Below are 16,646 nucleotides of genomic sequence, written 5' to 3' on the forward strand. Positions count from 1 at the left end.
CTTCCCGCAGCGAAATCAAGGAGGAGGGCGAAGCCCGGGGGACATTCGCGGAGGGAAGTACCCGGTGGCCTGTGCACACGCCCTGAACGACAGCGTCAAGAACACAAGAGATTGGAAAACTTCATGCAAATAGAAACCCCTCCCAGCGAAAAGCCCTACGAAAAGCCCGAAGGCGAACGCCGCGGCATCGTCATCGTCAACACCGGCGACGGCAAGGGCAAGAGCACGGCGGCGTTCGGCCTCGCGCTGCGCGCACACGGTCGCGGCAAGGCCGTGAAGATCTACCAGTTCATGAAGGTGCCTTCGGCGCGCTTCGGCGAGCACCGCATGTTCGAGCAGATCGGCATTCCCATCGAAGGCCTGGGCGACGGCTTCAGCTGGAAGAGCCAGGATCTCGAACGCTCGGGCCAACTCGCGCGCGACGGTTGGGAGAAAGCCAAGGCCGCGATCCTGTCGGGCGACTTCTTCCTCGTGGTGCTCGACGAGATCACCTACCCGCTGATCTACGGCTGGCTGCCGCTCGAAGGCGTGCTCGAAACCCTGCGCGCGCGCCCGAAGCACGTGCACGTCGTGCTCACCGGCCGCCGCTGCCCGCCCGAGATCATCGAGCTGGCCGACACCGTCACCGAGATGCAGATGGTCAAGCACGCGTTCAAGGCCGGCATCCCGGCGCAGCGCGGCATCGAAGACTGACCCCGATGACGGCGCATGCGTTCGCGGCCGACGAGGCGAAGGCGGTGTACCGCGCCATCCACGAGCGGCGCGACATGCGCCATTTCGCGGGCGGCGAGGTGGCGCCCGAGGTGCTGCGCCGCCTGCTCGACGCCGCGCACCACGCGCCCAGCGTCGGCTTCATGCAGCCGTGGCGCTTCATCCGCGTGCGCGGCGAAGGACTGCGTCGGCAGTTGCACGAGGTGGTCGAGCGCGAACGCGTGCTCACCGCCCGCGCACTCGGCCAGCGCGAAGACGAGTTCATGCGCCTCAAGGTGCAGGGCGTGCTCGACGCGGCCGAGCTGCTGGTGGTGACGCTGGCCGACGGCCGCGAACAGCATGTGTTCGGCCGCCGCACCCTGCCGCAGATGGACCTGGCCTCGGCCTCGTGCGCGATCCAGAACCTCTGGCTCGCGGCGCGCGCCGAAGGGCTGGGCATGGGCTGGGTGTCGCTGTTCGAGCCCGCCGAGCTGGGCGTGCTGCTCGGCCTGCCCGAAGGCGCCGAGCCGATCGCCTTGCTGTGCCTGGGCCCGGTGCATGCGTTCTACGAAGAGCCGATGCTGCAGCGTGAGCGCTGGGCCCGGCGCGCGCCGCTGGCCTCGCTGGTGTTCGACGAAAGCTGGGGCCGTCCGTCGGACCTGTTCGATCCTTCTTCCACTTCATCTTCTTGCGTGGAGCCCACCTGATGCTGGCCTTCGACACCGTTCTCTTCGAGCTCGCGCGCCTGTTCCTCTGGCCCGTGACGCTCGGCGTGCTGCTGTCTTTCGTCTACGCGGTGTACTGCCTTGGCGCCTTCGGCATCGAGTGGTGGCAGCGCCGCCGCGACCCGTCGCGTGCGCTGGTGCTGCAGCCTCACGCGCAAGCCAGCCAGGAGCAGATGGAATTGGTCGTGCTCAAGCAGCTCGAAGGCGTGCGCCTGTGCAGCCGCGTGGCGCCGATGCTGGGGCTGATCGCCACCATGATCCCCATGGGCCCGGCGCTCGTGGCCGTGGCCTCGGGCGAATCGCAGGGCGTGGCGCAGAGCTTGGCGCCCGCGTTCGCGGCCGTGATCGTGGCGCTGGCTTCGGCCTCGATCACCTTCGTGGTCTACACCGTGCGCCGCCGCTGGCTCATGCGCGAGTTGGTGATGCTGCTCGATGCGCGGGACCGGCTGTCATGAGCCGGCGCCAGTTCTCGATCCTGAGCAGCCTGGACAGCGACGACGACGACCCGGTGCTCTCGACCATCAACCTGATCGACGTCTTCATGGTTGTCATCGGCATGCTGATGATCGCGGTCATCAACAACCCGGTGAACCCGTTCTCGCAGGACAAGGTGACGGTCATCCGCCACGAGGGCCAGCCCGACATGGAGATCATCACGCGCGAAGGCCGGAAGGTCACGCGCTTCAAGGCCAGCGGTGCGACGGGGCAGGGCGACGGCGAAAAGGCCGGCACCGCCTGGCGCCTGAAGGACGGCACGATGATCTACGTGCCGGCGGACGCGGTGCCGGCGCCGGGCGGGAAGTGACGCGGCTTTTCGTCTTCTGGCTTGGGCTGCTGTGCCTGATGGCACAGCCTGCGATGGCGGCCGGGTCGCGCGTGGTGGTGTTGAGCACGGCGCTGGTGTCGCCTGCGCGCGTGGTGCGGCTGCAAGCGGCGGCGCGCGAGGCCGGCGTACCGCTGCAGGTGGTGTCGGCTGCGCAGGACACGCCCGAGGCGTTGGCTACCGCGCTCGATGGCGCGCGCCTGCTGGTCATCGATGCGCCGCACCTCAGCGTCGCCCAGTCGGCGGCGGCGCGCTTCGGCGATGTCATTGCGCGAACCTCCGTTCCCTATGTGCAGATCGGTGAATTCGCCCTCGTGGCGAAGGGCCAGAAGCCGCCCGAGGTGCCACCGCTCGCGGCCGAGCGCGGCGTCGATGCGGCCTGGGCGCAGCGCTTGCGCGCCTACTGGCGTTTTCCGGGCGAAGCGAACCTGAAGGCCTCGGTGCAGGCGATGGCACGCGTCGGCGATGCCGCCGGGCTGCCCGACCCCGTGCCGTTGCCGCTCGCGGGCTTCTATCACCCCGACTGGCCGCGCGTCGAAAGCAGCATTGCGGCCGTCGAGGCATTGCCGGGCGGGCGAGGCACCGTCGCCATCGCCGTCAACAGCGCCACGCTCACCGGCGACGACACCGACTGGCTCGACCGCCTGATCGGCACGCTCGCGCAGCGCGGCCTGCGCGCCTATGCCTTCTACGGCCCGCGCCAGCAGAAGGACCTGTTCTTTCGCATGACGCACGGCGGCGAAGGCGAGCGCGAGCGCCGCGTGGCCGACCTCATCGTCAACGCCGCGCTGGTGTTCAGTCCGAACGAGCGCAAGGCCGAACTCGAACGCATCGGCGTGCCCGTGCTGCAGACGCTGCCCTCGCTGGCCATGGACGCGGCGCAATGGGCGCGCAGCAAGGACGGCCTCGCGCAGACCGACATCGCGGCCTACTACAGCCCGAGCGAACTCGCGGGCATGACCGACCCGATGCTGGTCACCGCTCGCGACGCCGCCACCGGCAGCCTGCAGCCGCTGCCTGCGCAGATCGACGCCGTGGCCGACAAGGCCGCCGCGCTGCTGCGCCTGCGGCGCACGCCCGCCGCCGAGCGCCGCGTGGCGATGCTGGTCTACAACTACCCGCCGGGTGAGGCGAACTTCGGCGCGTCGTTCCTCAACGTGCCGCGCAGCGTCGACCGGATGCTGTCCGCGATGCAGGCGGCCGGCTACCGCACCGAGGCGCCGGGCGCGGACGCCGTCATTGCGCAGGTGCAGGCCACGATGAAGGCCTACTACCCGACCGCGCAGGGCGGTGATGCGTTGCAGCCGCTGCTCGACCAGGGCCTGGCCGACACGCTGCCGCTGTCGCAGTACCTCGCCTGGTTCCGCGCGCTGCCTTCCGACACGCAACGCCGCATCGAAGCCTACTGGGGCCCGCCCGAGGCCTCGACGATGCTGCGGCCCGTGGCCGGCGCACCGGCCTTCGTGGTGCCGCGCGTGCAGTTCGGCCAGGTGGTCGTGCTGCGCCAGCCGCCGCGCTTCGAGCCCGGCACGCAGGTGGCCGACAAGGCGCAGCAGGTGTACCACCGCGCGGCCGTGCCGCTGAGCCACGGCTACCTCGCCACCTACCTCTGGCTGCGCAGCCGCTTCGATGCCGACGCGTTGGTGCACGTGGGCACGCACGGCACGGTCGAATGGTCGGCGGGCAAGGAACGCGGGCTCTCGGTGCAGGACGATCCGCTGCTCGCGCTGGGCGACGTGCCCAACGTCTACCCATACATCATGGACAACCTCGGCGAGGCGACCACCGCCAAGCGCCGCGGTCGCGCGACCATGGTGAGCCATTCGACACCCATGTTCGCGCCCGCGGGCTTTCGCCCCGGCGTGCGGGACATGCACGAGCGCCTGCACGACTGGGAAACGCTGTCGCCCGGCGCGGTGAAGACCGCGCTGGAGCGGCGCCTCACCACCGACTTCGTCGCGCAGCACTACGACCGCGACCTGCAATGGACGCCCGCGCGCATCCGCGCCGATTTCGCCGGCTTCATCGCCGTGCTGCATCCGTACCTCGACGAGCTGGCGCAGACCGCGCAGCCGCTGGGCCTGGCCACCTTCGGCGAGGCGCCCGATGCGCAGCGGCGGCGCCAGACGATCCTGCAGATCCTCGGCAAGCCCGTGGCGCAGGCGATGGGCGAAGACCTGGACGAGATGTTCCTCACCGACGCGCAGGGCATCGCAGCGTCGAAGCCGGCGCGTTGGCTGGAAGCCGTGCTGGCGGGCAACGACACCGCCGACGCTGAGCCTTTGCGCCCCCTGGCCGCGCGGGCCCGCGCACTCGACGCAGTGCTGGCTCACAACGAGGAAATCGAAGGCCTGCTCACCGCGCTCGACGGCCGCTACCTGAAATCGCGCTACGGTGGCGACCCGGTGCGCGACCCCGACAGCCTGCCGACCGGGCGCAACCTCTACGGCTTCGACCCCAGCCGCGTGCCCACGCGCGCCGCCTGGGACACCGGCGTCGCCGCGATGGACGACTGGATCGCCGCGCACGCCCGCACCCACGGCGGCCGTGCGCCGCAGAAGATCGCCTTCACGCTCTGGGCTGGCGAGGCCTCGCGCCACCAGGGCGTGACCGAGAGCCAGGCCTTTCACGCACTCGGCGTGAAGCCGCGCTGGGACGAGGCCGGGCGCATGGTCGGCATCGAGGTCGTGCCGGCCGCGGTGCTGAAACGACCGCGCATGGACGTGCTGATCAGCGTCACCGGCTCGTACCGCGACCAGTTCCCGCACGTGATGCGCTGGCTCGACGAGGCCGTGCAGCAGGTGGCCGCGCTCGACGAGCCCGGCAACGCCGTCGCGCAGCACAGCGAGGCGATGGCGCGCCAGCTGCGCGCCGGGGGCGCGACGGCGGCCGAGGCGCGGCGCTGGTCGACCGCGCGCGTGTTTTCGAACGAGCAGGGCAGCTACGGCGCCGGGCTCGAGGAAGCGGTGCTCGCCACCGAACTCTGGAAGGGCCAGCAGCGCGGCGGCGGCGACGCGCAGATGGCCGGGCTCTACATGGACCGCATGGGCCACGCCTACGGGCGCGGCCTCGACGGCGCCACGCGCCCGGGCGCCTTCGCGGGCAACCTCGCGCAGGTCGATGCGGCGCTGATGGCGCGCACCTCCAACCTGTATGGCGTGCTGACCAACGACGACCCGTTCCAATACCTGGGCGGCATCGCGCTGGCCGTGCGCCATCTCACGGGCAAGGACCCGGCGCTGTACGTGCAGAACCTGCGCGACGGCGCGGCCGTGCGCACCGACACCGCGGCCGGCGCCATCGCACGCGAGATGCAGACGCGCTACCTGCACCCGCAGTGGATCGAGGCGCAGAAGGCCGAGGGCTACAGCGGCGCGCTGCAGGTGCTCAAGACCGCGCAGTTTCTCTGGGGCTGGCAGGCGACCGCGCCCGCGGCCGTGCGCGCGGACCATTGGCAGTCGCTGCACGAGGTCTATGTGCGCGACACCTACAAGCTCGGCACGCGGCAGTGGCTGGAGCGCGAGAACCGCGCCGCCTTCGCGCAGACGCTGGAGCGCATGCTCGATGCCGTGCGGCTGAACTACTGGAAGCCCGATGCCGCGACGCGGCGCGAACTGGCGCAGGCCTACACGGAAGCGCTGCGCGTCACGGGGTTGCGGGAGCGCAACGAGGCGGTGCAGCGGTTTGCGCAGGCTGCGTTGGCGCCGTCGCCTGTCACTGCCCCAGCGCCGGTCCTCATCACACCGCCAATCGCCCCCGTCGAAGCGACCCAGCCCGCACCCGAATCGCCCGCCGCAGCGGACCTCGCGCAACCGGTGGCCGGCCTGCAGCTGAAGCCCGTCGCCGACACCCCATCGCCCCCGCCGCCGTCCGCCGTGCTGCCGCGCCTGCTCGCCGCATTCGGCGCTGCCTTGCTGCTGGCTGTCGGCGCGCTGGTGCAATGGCGGCGCGGCCGGGCCGTGCCCGCCGCCTGATTCACGAGAATGCCTGCCATGCCCGCGCTCGATCCCTTCACCGTCTTCGCCCTCGCGCTGGTCGCCGCCTTGTGGCTGGCACTGGCCGTCGACCGCTGGCTGGGCGAGCCGCCCGCCGCACTGCATCCGGTCGTGTGGATGGGCCGCTACCTGGACTGGATCGGCAGCCGCCTCGCGCCGCGCGCCGCCGACGCCAGGCCGCGCGACCTGCCGGGCTTCGCGATGGGCGCGCTCGGCTGGTGCGTGGGCGCGATGGCGGCGTTCGCCGTCGCGTCGGCGGTGCAGAGCCTGGCGATGCAATGGCTGCCGGTCTGGGGCATGGCCGTGGTGCTCGGGCTCGCGTTCAAGCCGCTCTTCGCGTGGCGCATGCTGCGCGACGAGGTGCAGGCGGTCGAAGCCGCGCTGGGCGAATCGCTCGACGCAGGCCGCGCCCGGCTCGCGCGCCTCGTGAGCCGCGATGTCTCGGTGCTGAGCGAGCGCGAGGTGCGCGAGAGCGCCATCGAGTCGCTGGCCGAGAACCTCAACGACTCGCTGGTGGCGCCCGTGTTCTGGTTCGTGCTGTTCGGCCTGCCGGGCGCGGCGCTCTACCGCTTCGCCAACACCGCCGATGCCATGTGGGGCTACCGCGGCGAACGCGGTGGCCGCGACTGGACCTGGTTCGGCAAGTGGGCGGCGCGCGCCGACGACGTGCTCTCGTGGCTGCCCGCACGCCTCACCGTGCTGCTGCTGGCCCTCGCGGCCGGCCGCTGGCCGCGCGGCGTGGCCCGCGAGGCGCGCCGCACGCCGTCGCCCAACAGCGGCTGGCCGATGGGGGCGATGGCGCTGCTGCTGGGTGTGCGGCTTGCGAAGCCGGGGGTGTATGCGCTGAACGGGGAAGGGCGCGCCGCCACATCGGCCGACACCGCGCGCACCGCGCAACTCGGCGAGCGGGCGGCGTGGGGGCTGGCGGTGATCGCTTCGCTCGCGATGCTGTCGCCGTTGCTGGCGAGGTGGGCATGACGAATCAATCCATGGTGCACGGTGGCCCGGACGAGACCGGTGCCGCGCCGCACGATTTCTCGACCAATGGCAACGCGGTCGGCTCGTGTCCCGCGGTGCTGGCTGCGCTGCGCGAAGTCGACGCGGCGCACTATCCCGATCCGCGCTACACCGCGCTGCGTTCCGCGCTTGCCGATTTCCACGGCGTGGCCGTGGAGCGCATCGCGATCGCCGCGAGCGCGAGCGAATTCATCCACCGCATCAGCGCGGTCGTGGCACAAGGCGGTGGCGGAGAAGTCTGGCTGCCCGCGCACAGCTACGGCGACTACGAACGTTCGGCCTTGGCCTGGGGCCTCGGCATGCGGCGCGCACCCGAGGAGGCCGAGGGCGCCGCGCTGCGCTGGTGCTGCGAACCGTCGAGCCCCTTTGGCCAGCCGCAGCCCGACATCGCGCAGCATGCCGCCAGCGATGCCGTCTGCGTGCTCGACATGGCCTACGAGCCGCTGCGCCTCGAAGGCCAGCCCTCGCACGATGCCGCGCAGCGCGACCGCCTCTGGCAGCTGTGGACACCGAACAAGGCCATGGGCCTCACGGGCATCCGTGCCGCCTACGCCATCGCGCCCGCGAACAGCGACGTTGCTGGTCCGCTGCTGGAACGACTCGAACGTCTTGCCCCGTCGTGGCCGCTGGGCACGCACGGCGTGGCGCTGCTCACGACCTGGACCAGCGACGAAGCGCAAGGCTGGCTCGCGCGCAGCCTCGACATCCTGCGCGACTGGAAGGCGCGGCAGCGCGCCGTGTGCGAATCGCTGGGCTGGCAGGTGCTGCCCGGCGACGCCAACTTCTTCGGTGCGCAGCCCGATGTGCCATATCCGCCCCGTGCCGCCGCGCTGCGCGCCGAGGGCATCAAGCTGCGCGACTGCGCCTCCTTCGGCCTGCCGGGGCACCTGCGCCTGGGCGTGTTGCCGCCGGCCAGCCAGCAGGCCTTGAAGGCCGCGTGGGCGAGGGCCAGCGCCGCACGACACAGCGGCTGAACGCACCTCGCACCACAATAGGGCCGTCTCAAGAAAAGGAAAACGAACAGGCCCATGCTCTACGCCATCACCACGCTCTTCCTGTGCCAGCTTGCGGGCGAACTGCTCGTGCAGTGGCTGTCGCTGCCGATTCCCGGTCCGCTGATCGGCATGCTGCTGCTGTTCGTCGGCCTGCTGGTGCGCGGCGGCGTGCCGCAGGAGTTGACCGACACCTCGGGCCACCTGCTGCGCAACCTGATGCTGCTGTTCATTCCGGCGGTGACCGGCGTCATGCTGCATTTCGAGCGCGTGGGACGCGAGTGGCTGCCGTTCCTCGCGGCCGGCGTCGTGGGCGGCGCCTTCACCATGGCGGTGACCGCGCTCACGCTGCGCTGGATGATCCGCATCACCGGCAAGGACGCGGAATGAACGCGCCCGCCAAGCTCTCTGAGATCTGGGTCTTCCTGGCCCAGTCGCCGCTGCTGTGGCTGTCGCTCACGCTGCTGGCCTACCTGGGCGCGCTGTGGCTGCATGCGCGCAGCGGGCGCAACCCGATGGTCAACCCGGTGCTGGTGTCGGTGATCGTCATCGTGGGCGTGCTGCTGCTCACGCGCACGCCGTACGACACGTACTTCGAGGGCGCCAAGTTCGTCCACTTCCTGATCGGCCCGGCCACCGTGGCACTGGCCGTGCCGCTGTACAGCCAGGTCGGCCGGCTGAGGCGCCTGTGGCTGCCGATCGGCGTGGCGCTGCTGGTGGGCTCGGTGGCCGCCATCGTGTCGGCCATCGGCATCGGCTGGGTGCTCGGCGGTTCGCGCGAGCTCCTGATGTCGCTCGCGCCCAAGTCGGCCACCATGCCGATCGCGATGGGCGTGGCCGAGAAGATCGGCGGCCTGCCGTCGCTGGCGGCCGTGGCCGCGGCCATCGCCGGCATCTCGGGCGCGATCATGGCCACGGGCTTGCTGAACCTGTTGCGCATCAAGGAACCCGCGGTGCGCGGCTTTGCCGTCGGCATGGCGGCGCACGGCATCGGCACGGCGCGCGCCATCCAGGTGAACGAGACCGCGGGCGCGTTCTCTGCGCTGGCGATGGGGCTCAACGGCATCGCGACCGCGCTGCTGGTGCCGCTGATCGTGAAGCTGATGACCGTCTGACATCCATCGTTCATTCATCCATCGAGGAGCACGACCCATGTCCGAGTACACCGCCGAGATCGTCTGGGAGCGGGGCGACCAGGACTTCCTGGCCAACACCTACAGCCGTCACCACGTGCTGCGTTTCGACGGCGGGGCGCAGGTGCCGGGCTCTTCGTCGCCGCACGTGGTGCCGCTGCCGTTCTCCGACGCGTCGGCGGTCGATCCGGAAGAGATGTTCGTGGCCTCGCTGTCCAGTTGCCACATGCTGTGGTTCCTCACCATGGCGGTGAAGCGCAAGTTCGTGGTCGACCGCTATGTCGATGCGGCCACGGGGGTGATGGAGAAGAACGCCGAGGGGAAGATGGCGATGACTGTGGTCACGCTGCGCCCGCAGGTGAGTTTTTCGGGCGAGAACCTGCCCACGCCCGAGCAGATCGCGCACATGCACCATCGGGCGCATGAGGAGTGCTTCATTGCGAATTCGGTGAAGACCGAGGTGCGGTGCGAGCCGGTCGACTGACAAGAATCGCTCTCCGCACGCCTTGGTAGCGCTGATCCAGCCCTGAGGGGAGGCCGGGAAAGGCGCCCCTCAGCGCCGCTGCAACCGCGGATTCTTCGCAAACAGATCCGCCGCCCAGTCCACAAACGCCCGCACCTTCGCGCTCAGGTGCCGGTTCGGCGGGTACACCACGTGGATCGGCAGCGGGTCGCGCTGCCAGTCGGCCAGCACCTCGACGAGTTCGCCGCTTTCCAGCAGCGGCTCGGCGGTGAAGGTGATGCACTGCGACAGGCCGAAGCCCGCGAGCACGGCCGTCATGTGGGCGTTGCTCTCGTTGACCGACACGCGGTAGGGGCCGTTGAGCTCGATGTACTCGTCGCCCTTCTTGAACTCGTGCGGGTACACGCGCCGGGTGGTGCCCGAGAAGTAGCTCACGACGTGGTGGCGCCTCTCGATGTCGTTGGGATGCTGCGGCGCACCATAGCGCTTGATGTAGGCCGGGGAGGCCACAGTGACGAAGTGCAGGGTGCCGATGCGACGGGCCACCAGCGACTGGTCGCTGAGCTCGCCGGCGCGGATCACGCAGTCGACGTTGTCGCTGATCAGGTCGACGGTGCGGTCGCTCACGCCCAGGTCGACCTGGATGTCGGGGTAGCGGTCGCAGAAGCTGGCCAGGTTGGGCAGGATGATCTGCTGCGCCACCGAGGTGCCCACGTCGATGCGCAGCCGCCCCGTGGGGTTGGCCTGCGCGTTCGTCATGCTGGCTTCCATGTCGTCGAAGTCGTTCAGCAGCCGCGCGGCGCGCTCGAAGTAGGCGGCGCCGTCGGGCGTGACAGTGACGCGCCGCGTCGTGCGGTTGAGCAGCTTCACGTGCAGGCGCGCTTCCAGCGCCTGAATCTGTTTGGTGACGGTGCCCTTGGGCAGGGCCAGAGAGTCGGCGGCACGGGTGAAGGTGCCGGCTTCCACCACGCGGACAAAGATCCGCATTGCCTGGATTTGATCCATCGAATGCCTGTTCAGGGAGACCGGCGTATGCCGGAAGGAGGCGGATTCTCACACAAGGAATGCGCCCCTACGGTATGCCCGATTGTTCTCCGTTTGGAAACAGAGTAGGGCTGTGTTTCCTGTTTCAACGCGCTTGTAGCGCCTTATATTTCAACCATCGCCCATCCCCCTGAGGTCGCCCATGTCACCCCGTCCATCGTCCCGGTCCGCTGAAGCTGCTGCGCTTGCCGCGGCGCAAGGCGTGGAGTCCGATCTGTCGATCGAGCTGCCCGGCCGCGAGCCCGTGGCTGCCCGTGTCTACGGTCAGCGTCCACGGGGCGAGACCGTGCCGCTGGTGCTGCACTTCCATGGCGGCACCTTCATCTGCGGCAACCTGGACAACGGCCGCAACGTGGCCCGGCTGCTGGCCGGCGCGGGTGCGGTGGTGGTTTCGCTGGACTACCCGCTGGCCCCGGCGGCCCCGTTCCCGGAGCCGGTCGAGGTGGGTTATGCGGCGCTCGAATGGCTCTACAAGCAGCGCGTGAAGCTCGGCGGCAAGGGCGCCCAGGTGTATCTGGCCGGCGAAGAGGCCGGCGGCAACCTGGCGGCCAGCGTGGCCCTGGTGGCGCGCGACCGCGCCCATCCGCCGCTGGCAGGCCAGATCCTGCTGTCGCCGATGCTCGATCCGTGCGCCGGCACCGCCTCGCTGCGCAATGCCACGAACGACGCGGCTGAATGCCGCTGGGCCACGGGCTGGGCCAAGTATTTGAGCTGTCCCTCGAACGCCACGCACCCCTATGCGGTGCCCAGCGGATCGCTGCGGCTGGCCGCCCTGGCACCGGCGCTGGTGCTGGTGGGGCCCGACGACGCGATGCGCGACGAGGCCATGACCTTCGCAGGCCGCCTGCGCTCGGCCGGCATCGAGGTCACGAGCAGCGTGCTGACCGGCGCCGACAACTGGCCCAAGGCGCTGTACGACACCGAGGCCGTGGGATGCGCATCCTGCGAAGCCAGCGTGCAGCAGCACTTCCGCGAGTTCTTCAGCGCCACCACACCGCCCCCGGCGGTCCCTGAGCCCAGCTAGGCCCGCGAGGGTCCGCTCCGCCCCCTGAACCAAGCCGCCGCCTCCACCGAGGCGGGTGGCAGGGCTTTTTGTTCTCTGAATTCCGCCTCCTGACGCCGCCGGCGCCGGGATGGCCTGTTGCATCCCGAAAAAGTCATCGAGAAGGACGAACCATCATGTCGAACAAGAACGAACAATCGCTGTCTTCCATCACCCGTAAGGGGCTGTGGCCCGCCGTCACCGGCCTCACCGCGGTGCTGGCCGTGGCCGCCGCGGTGGTGGGCATGTACAGCTTCAAGGCCGAGGCCACCGCCCCGGTCGCCGCGCAACAGGGCACGCCGGTGTCGGTCGCCACCGTGGCGTCGAGCGAGATCAACGCCTGGGACGAGTTCTCGGGCCGGCTCGAAGCCGTGCAACGCGTCGACGTGCGCTCCCGCGTGGCAGGCGCCGTGCAGGCGGTGCATTTCCGCGAAGGCGCGCTGGTGAAGCAGGGCGACCTGCTCATCACCATCGACCCGGCGCCATACGCCGCCGAGGTGGAGCGTGCCGAAGCGCAGGTCGCGTCGGCACAAGCCCGCCAGGCCTTCAGCCGCAGCGAGCAGGAACGCGCCCGCCGCCTGTGGGACGAGCAGGCGATCGCGCAACGTGAACTCGACGAGCGCGTGAACGCCGGCCGTGAAGCCGAAGCCAACCTGCGCGCCGCGCAAGCCTCGCTGCAGACCGCACGCCTGAGCCTGGGCTACACCCAGGTGCGCGCACCGGTGTCGGGCCGCATCGGCAAGCTCGAAGTGACCGTCGGCAACCTGGTGGCCGCCGGCCCCGGCGCACCCGTGCTGACCACGCTGGTGTCGGTGAGCCCGATCTACGCGAGCTTCGATGCCGACGAGCAGGTCATCACCCGTGCGCTGAAAGACCTGCCGGCCAACGCCGGCGCCCGCGGCCAGATCGACACGATCCCCGTGCAGATGGGCACCGCAGGCCTGGAGGGCACGCCCTTCACCGGCAAGCTGCAGCTGATCGACAACCAGGTCGACGCCCGCAGCGGCACCGTGCGTGTGCGCGCCTCGTTCGACAACAAGGACGGCGCGCTCATTCCCGGCCAGTTCGCCCGCATCCGCATGGGCCAGGCCCGCAACGACACCGCGCTGCTGGTGAGCGAGCGCGCCATCGGCACCGATCAGAACAAGAAGTTCGTGATGGTCGTGGGCGATGACAACAAGGCCATGTACCGCGAAGTGACGCTGGGTGCGTCCATCAACGGCCTGCGCGTGGTGAGCAAGGGCCTGAAGGCCGGCGACCGCGTGGTGGTGAACGGCCTGCAGCACATCCGCCCGGGTGCGCTGGTGGTGCCGCAGACCGTGACGATGGACGCCAAGCTCGATACGAAGCAACAACAACCGGAACGCGTGGCCGAGGCCGCGAAGTCCTGATTTCGGAGGAGGGCGCCCTGGCGCCCGCCGGAGAACCAACATGAATCTCTCAAAATTCTTCATCGACAGGCCGATCTTTGCCGGCGTGCTGTCGCTACTGATGCTGATCGCGGGCCTGATTGCGCTGCGCGGCCTGCCGATCTCGGAGTACCCCGAAGTCGCGCCGCCTTCGGTGGTGGTGCGCGCAACGTACCCCGGCGCCAACCCGAAGGTGATCGCTGAAACGGTGGCCACGCCGCTCGAAGAGCAGATCAACGGCGTCGAAGGCATGCTCTACATGGGCAGCCAGGCCACGACCGACGGCGTGATGACGCTGACCGTCACCTTCCGCCTCGGCACCGATCCCGACAAGGCCCAGCAGCTGGTGCAGAACCGCGTCTCGCAAGCCGAGCCGCGCCTGCCCGAGGAAGTGCGGCGCCTGGGCATCACGACCGTCAAGAGCGCACCCGACCTGACGATGGTGGTCCACCTCGTCTCGCCGAACAACCGCTACGACATCAACTACCTGCGCAACTACGCGGTGCTGAACGTGAAGGACCCGCTCGCGCGCATCGAAGGCGTGGGCCAGGTGCAGATCTTCGGCGGCGGAGACTACTCCATGCGCGTGTGGCTCGACCCGCAGAAGGTCGCGCAGCGTGGCCTCTCGGCTTCCGACGTGGTGGCTGCGATCCGTGGCCAGAACGTGCAGGCCGCGGCCGGCGTGGTTGGCGCTTCGCCGGGCCTGTCGGGCGTGGACATGCAGCTGTCGATCAATGCGCAAGGGCGCCTGCAGAGCGAAGAAGAGTTCGGCGACATCATCGTCAAGAGCGGCACTGACGGCGCCGTCACGCGTCTTCGCGACATCGGCCGCCTCGAAATGGGCGCCGCCGACTACTCGCTGCGTTCGCTGCTGAACAACGACCCGGCCGTCGGCATGGGCGTGTTCCAGGCACCGGGCTCCAACGCGCTCGACATCTCGTCCAACGTCCGCAAGACGATGGAAGAGCTGAACAAGAACATGCCCGAAGGCCTGGAATACCGCATCGCCTACGACCCGACGCAGTTCGTGCGTGCGTCGATCGAGTCGGTGATCCACACGCTGCTCGAAGCCATCGCGCTGGTGGTGCTGGTGGTGATCCTGTTCCTGCAAACGTGGCGCGCGTCGATCATCCCGCTGCTGGCCGTGCCGGTGTCGGTGATCGGTACCTTCGCGGTGCTGCACATCCTCGGTTTCTCGATCAACGCGCTGAGCCTGTTCGGGCTGGTGCTGGCGATCGGCATCGTGGTGGACGACGCCATCGTGGTGGTGGAGAACGTCGAGCGCAACATCGAAGCGGGGCTCACGCCGCGTGAGGCCACGTACCGCGCGATGCGCGAAGTGTCGGGCCCCATCATCGCGATCGCGCTGGTGCTCGTGGCCGTGTTCGTGCCGCTGGCGTTCATCAGCGGCCTCACGGGCCAGTTCTACAAGCAGTTCGCGGTGACCATCGCGATCTCGACGGTGATCTCGGCCATCAACTCGCTGACGCTGTCGCCGGCCCTTGCGGCGCTGCTGCTGCGCGGTCATGACCAACCGAAGGACGCCCTGACGCGCGGCATGGACAAGGCCTTCGGCTGGCTGTTCCGCGGCTTCAACAAGTTCTTCCATCGCGGCTCCGAGGCCTACAGCGGCGGTGTCAAGCGCGTGATCTCGCGCAAGACGCTGATGCTGGTGATCTACCTGGCGCTGGTCGGCGTGACCTTCGGCCTCTTCAAGGCGGTGCCCAGCGGCTTCGTGCCGGCGCAGGACAAGCAGTACCTCATCGGTTTTGCCCAGCTGCCCGACGGCGCCACGCTCGACCGCACGGAAGAGGTGATCACCCGCATGGGCGAGATCATGAAGAAGAACCCGAACGTGGAAGACGCCATTGCCTTCCCGGGCCTGTCGATCAACGGCTTCACCAACAGCTCGAACTCGGGCATCGTGTTCGCCACGCTCAAGCCCTTCGACCAGCGCAAGCGCGCCGACCAGAGCGGCGGCGCGGTGGCTGGCCAGCTCAACGGTGCGTTCTCGAGCATCCAGGACGCGTTCATCGTGATGTTCCCGCCGCCACCGGTGGCAGGCCTGGGTACGACCGGCGGCTTCAAGCTGCAGATCGAAGACCGCGCCTCGGTCGGCTACGACCAGATGGACGTCGCGGTGAAGGCCTTCATGGCCAAGGCGTATGCCGCGCCTGAACTGACGGGCATGTTCACGAGCTGGCAGGTCAACGTGCCGCAGCTGTATGCCGACATCGACCGCACCAAGGCGCGCCAGCTCGGCGTGCCGGTGACGGACATCTTCGACACGATGCAGATCTACCTGGGTAGCCTGTACGCCAACGACTTCAACAAGTTCGGCCGCACGTACTCCGTGCGCGTCCAGGCCGATGCGCCGTACCGCGCCCGTGCCGAAGACGTGGGCATGCTGAAGGTGCGCTCGACCTCGGGCGAGATGGTGCCGCTGGCCGCGCTGATGAAGGTCAACTCGACCTTCGGCCCGGAACGCGCCATGCGCTACAACGGCTACCTCGCCGCTGACATCAACGGCGGCCCGGCCCCCGGCTATTCGTCGGGCCAGGCGCAGGACGTGATCACCAAGATCGCGGCCGAGACGCTGCCCAAGGGCATGAGCTTCGAGTGGACCGAGCTGACCTACCAGGAAATCCTGGCCGGCAACTCCGCCTTCCTGGTGTTCCCGCTGGCCATCCTGCTGGTGTTCCTGGTGCTGGCCGCGCAGTACGAAAGCCTGACGCTGCCGATCGCGATCATCCTGATCGTGCCGATGGGCATCATGGCCGCGATGGCGGGCGTGTGGATCTCGGGAGGCGACAACAACGTCTTCACGCAGATCGGGCTGATCGTGCTGGTGGGGCTGAGTGCGAAGAACGCGATCCTGATCGTGGAATTCGCACGGGAGCTGGAGTTCGCCGGACGCACGCCGATCCAGGCCGCGATCGAAGCCAGCCGCCTGCGCCTGCGCCCGATCCTGATGACCTCGCTGGCCTTCGTGATGGGTGTGCTGCCCCTGGTGCTTTCGACCGGCGCCGGCTCCGAGATGCGCAAGGCGATGGGCGTGGCGGTGTTCGCCGGAATGATCGGTGTGACGGCCTTCGGCCTGTTCCTGACGCCGGTGTTCTATGTGCTGATGCGCCGCCTGGCGGGCAACCGGCCGCTCAAGCTGCATGGCGAAGTGCCGCACGGCGACGACTTCGTGTCGGCCGACCATCCGGTGGCGCCTTCGCACGGTGGCGGTGGTGGTGGTCTGCACCCGGTGCCGGCCTCGCCGCGTCCCTCGCATGGCGCGCATGACTGATCGACAAGAAGAAAGAAG

General features: G+C 69.3%; 14 protein-coding genes. 13 read left to right on the forward strand and 1 reads right to left on the reverse strand.

Annotation, left to right across the window (positions count from 1 at the left end; all coding sequences use genetic code 11):
• The first annotated feature begins 123 nt into the window (after positions 1-123).
• From cobO to AC07SQ_RS00050, 10 genes are read left to right on the forward strand one after another with little or no spacing between them, the layout of a single operon-like run.
• A complete protein-coding gene (gene cobO, locus AC07SQ_RS00005; RefSeq protein WP_095745107.1) occupies positions 124-693 on the forward strand; it encodes a cob(I)yrinic acid a,c-diamide adenosyltransferase in 570 nt (189 codons plus the stop codon).
• Between the two features lie 5 nt (positions 694-698).
• Positions 699-1,397 (forward strand): 5,6-dimethylbenzimidazole synthase, encoded by a 699-nt coding sequence (bluB, locus tag AC07SQ_RS00010; RefSeq protein ID WP_095947759.1) that lies wholly within the window; start codon positions 699-701, stop codon positions 1,395-1,397.
• Positions 1,397-1,870, forward strand: coding sequence for a MotA/TolQ/ExbB proton channel family protein (locus AC07SQ_RS00015; protein WP_159271949.1), 474 nt, complete (start codon positions 1,397-1,399; stop codon positions 1,868-1,870). Before bluB ends, AC07SQ_RS00015 begins: the two co-directional genes overlap by 1 nt.
• The gene (locus tag AC07SQ_RS00020) at positions 1,867-2,220 is read left to right on the forward strand and encodes a DUF2149 domain-containing protein (RefSeq protein WP_070060498.1); all 354 of its coding nucleotides are present in this window, start codon (positions 1,867-1,869) and stop codon (positions 2,218-2,220) included. Before AC07SQ_RS00015 ends, AC07SQ_RS00020 begins: the two co-directional genes overlap by 4 nt.
• Positions 2,217-6,212 carry a cobaltochelatase subunit CobN gene (gene cobN / locus AC07SQ_RS00025; RefSeq protein WP_495271431.1) on the forward strand — a complete coding sequence of 1,332 codons (3,996 nt, stop codon included), beginning with the start codon at positions 2,217-2,219 and terminating at the stop codon, positions 6,210-6,212. Before AC07SQ_RS00020 ends, cobN begins: the two co-directional genes overlap by 4 nt.
• Positions 6,213-6,230: 18 nt before the next feature.
• Positions 6,231-7,211 carry an adenosylcobinamide-phosphate synthase CbiB gene (gene cbiB / locus AC07SQ_RS00030; RefSeq protein ID WP_495271430.1) on the forward strand — a complete coding sequence of 327 codons (981 nt, stop codon included), beginning with the start codon at positions 6,231-6,233 and terminating at the stop codon, positions 7,209-7,211.
• Complete coding sequence (locus AC07SQ_RS00035; protein ID WP_495271429.1) at positions 7,208-8,224, forward strand: aminotransferase class I/II-fold pyridoxal phosphate-dependent enzyme; 1,017 nt, start codon at positions 7,208-7,210, stop codon at positions 8,222-8,224. Before cbiB ends, AC07SQ_RS00035 begins: the two co-directional genes overlap by 4 nt.
• Before the next feature lie 54 nt (positions 8,225-8,278).
• A complete protein-coding gene (locus AC07SQ_RS00040; protein WP_056581435.1) occupies positions 8,279-8,632 on the forward strand; it encodes a CidA/LrgA family protein in 354 nt (117 codons plus the stop codon).
• Positions 8,629-9,357, forward strand: coding sequence for an LrgB family protein (locus AC07SQ_RS00045; protein ID WP_095947756.1), 729 nt, complete (start codon positions 8,629-8,631; stop codon positions 9,355-9,357). The genes AC07SQ_RS00040 and AC07SQ_RS00045 overlap by 4 nt, the downstream gene beginning before the upstream one ends.
• Positions 9,358-9,394: 37 nt before the next feature.
• Entirely contained in the window at positions 9,395-9,859 is a 465-nt protein-coding gene (locus AC07SQ_RS00050) for an OsmC family protein (protein WP_495271428.1), read from the forward strand.
• 69 nt (positions 9,860-9,928) lie between these two features.
• Here AC07SQ_RS00050 and AC07SQ_RS00055 read toward each other — a convergent pair whose 3' ends face one another.
• Positions 9,929-10,843: a LysR family transcriptional regulator gene (locus tag AC07SQ_RS00055; protein WP_495271427.1), complete on the reverse strand. Its 915-nt coding sequence runs from the start codon at positions 10,841-10,843 to the stop codon at positions 9,929-9,931.
• A 181-nt stretch (positions 10,844-11,024) separates the two neighbouring features.
• On the opposite strand from AC07SQ_RS00055, the gene AC07SQ_RS00060 reads away from it, so the two are divergent.
• From AC07SQ_RS00060 to AC07SQ_RS00070, 3 genes are all read left to right on the forward strand, one after another.
• Positions 11,025-11,906, forward strand: coding sequence for an alpha/beta hydrolase fold domain-containing protein (locus tag AC07SQ_RS00060; protein ID WP_070060505.1), 882 nt, complete (start codon positions 11,025-11,027; stop codon positions 11,904-11,906).
• Between the two features lie 155 nt (positions 11,907-12,061).
• Positions 12,062-13,315 (forward strand): efflux RND transporter periplasmic adaptor subunit, encoded by a 1,254-nt coding sequence (locus AC07SQ_RS00065; protein WP_495271426.1) that lies wholly within the window; start codon positions 12,062-12,064, stop codon positions 13,313-13,315.
• Positions 13,316-13,355: 40 nt separating this feature from the next.
• Positions 13,356-16,628 (forward strand): efflux RND transporter permease subunit, encoded by a 3,273-nt coding sequence (locus tag AC07SQ_RS00070; RefSeq protein WP_495271425.1) that lies wholly within the window; start codon positions 13,356-13,358, stop codon positions 16,626-16,628.
• Positions 16,629-16,646: the final 18 nt, after the last annotated feature.

The sequence above is a fragment of the Variovorax sp. GW821-FHT06D12 genome, from assembly GCF_059419205.1.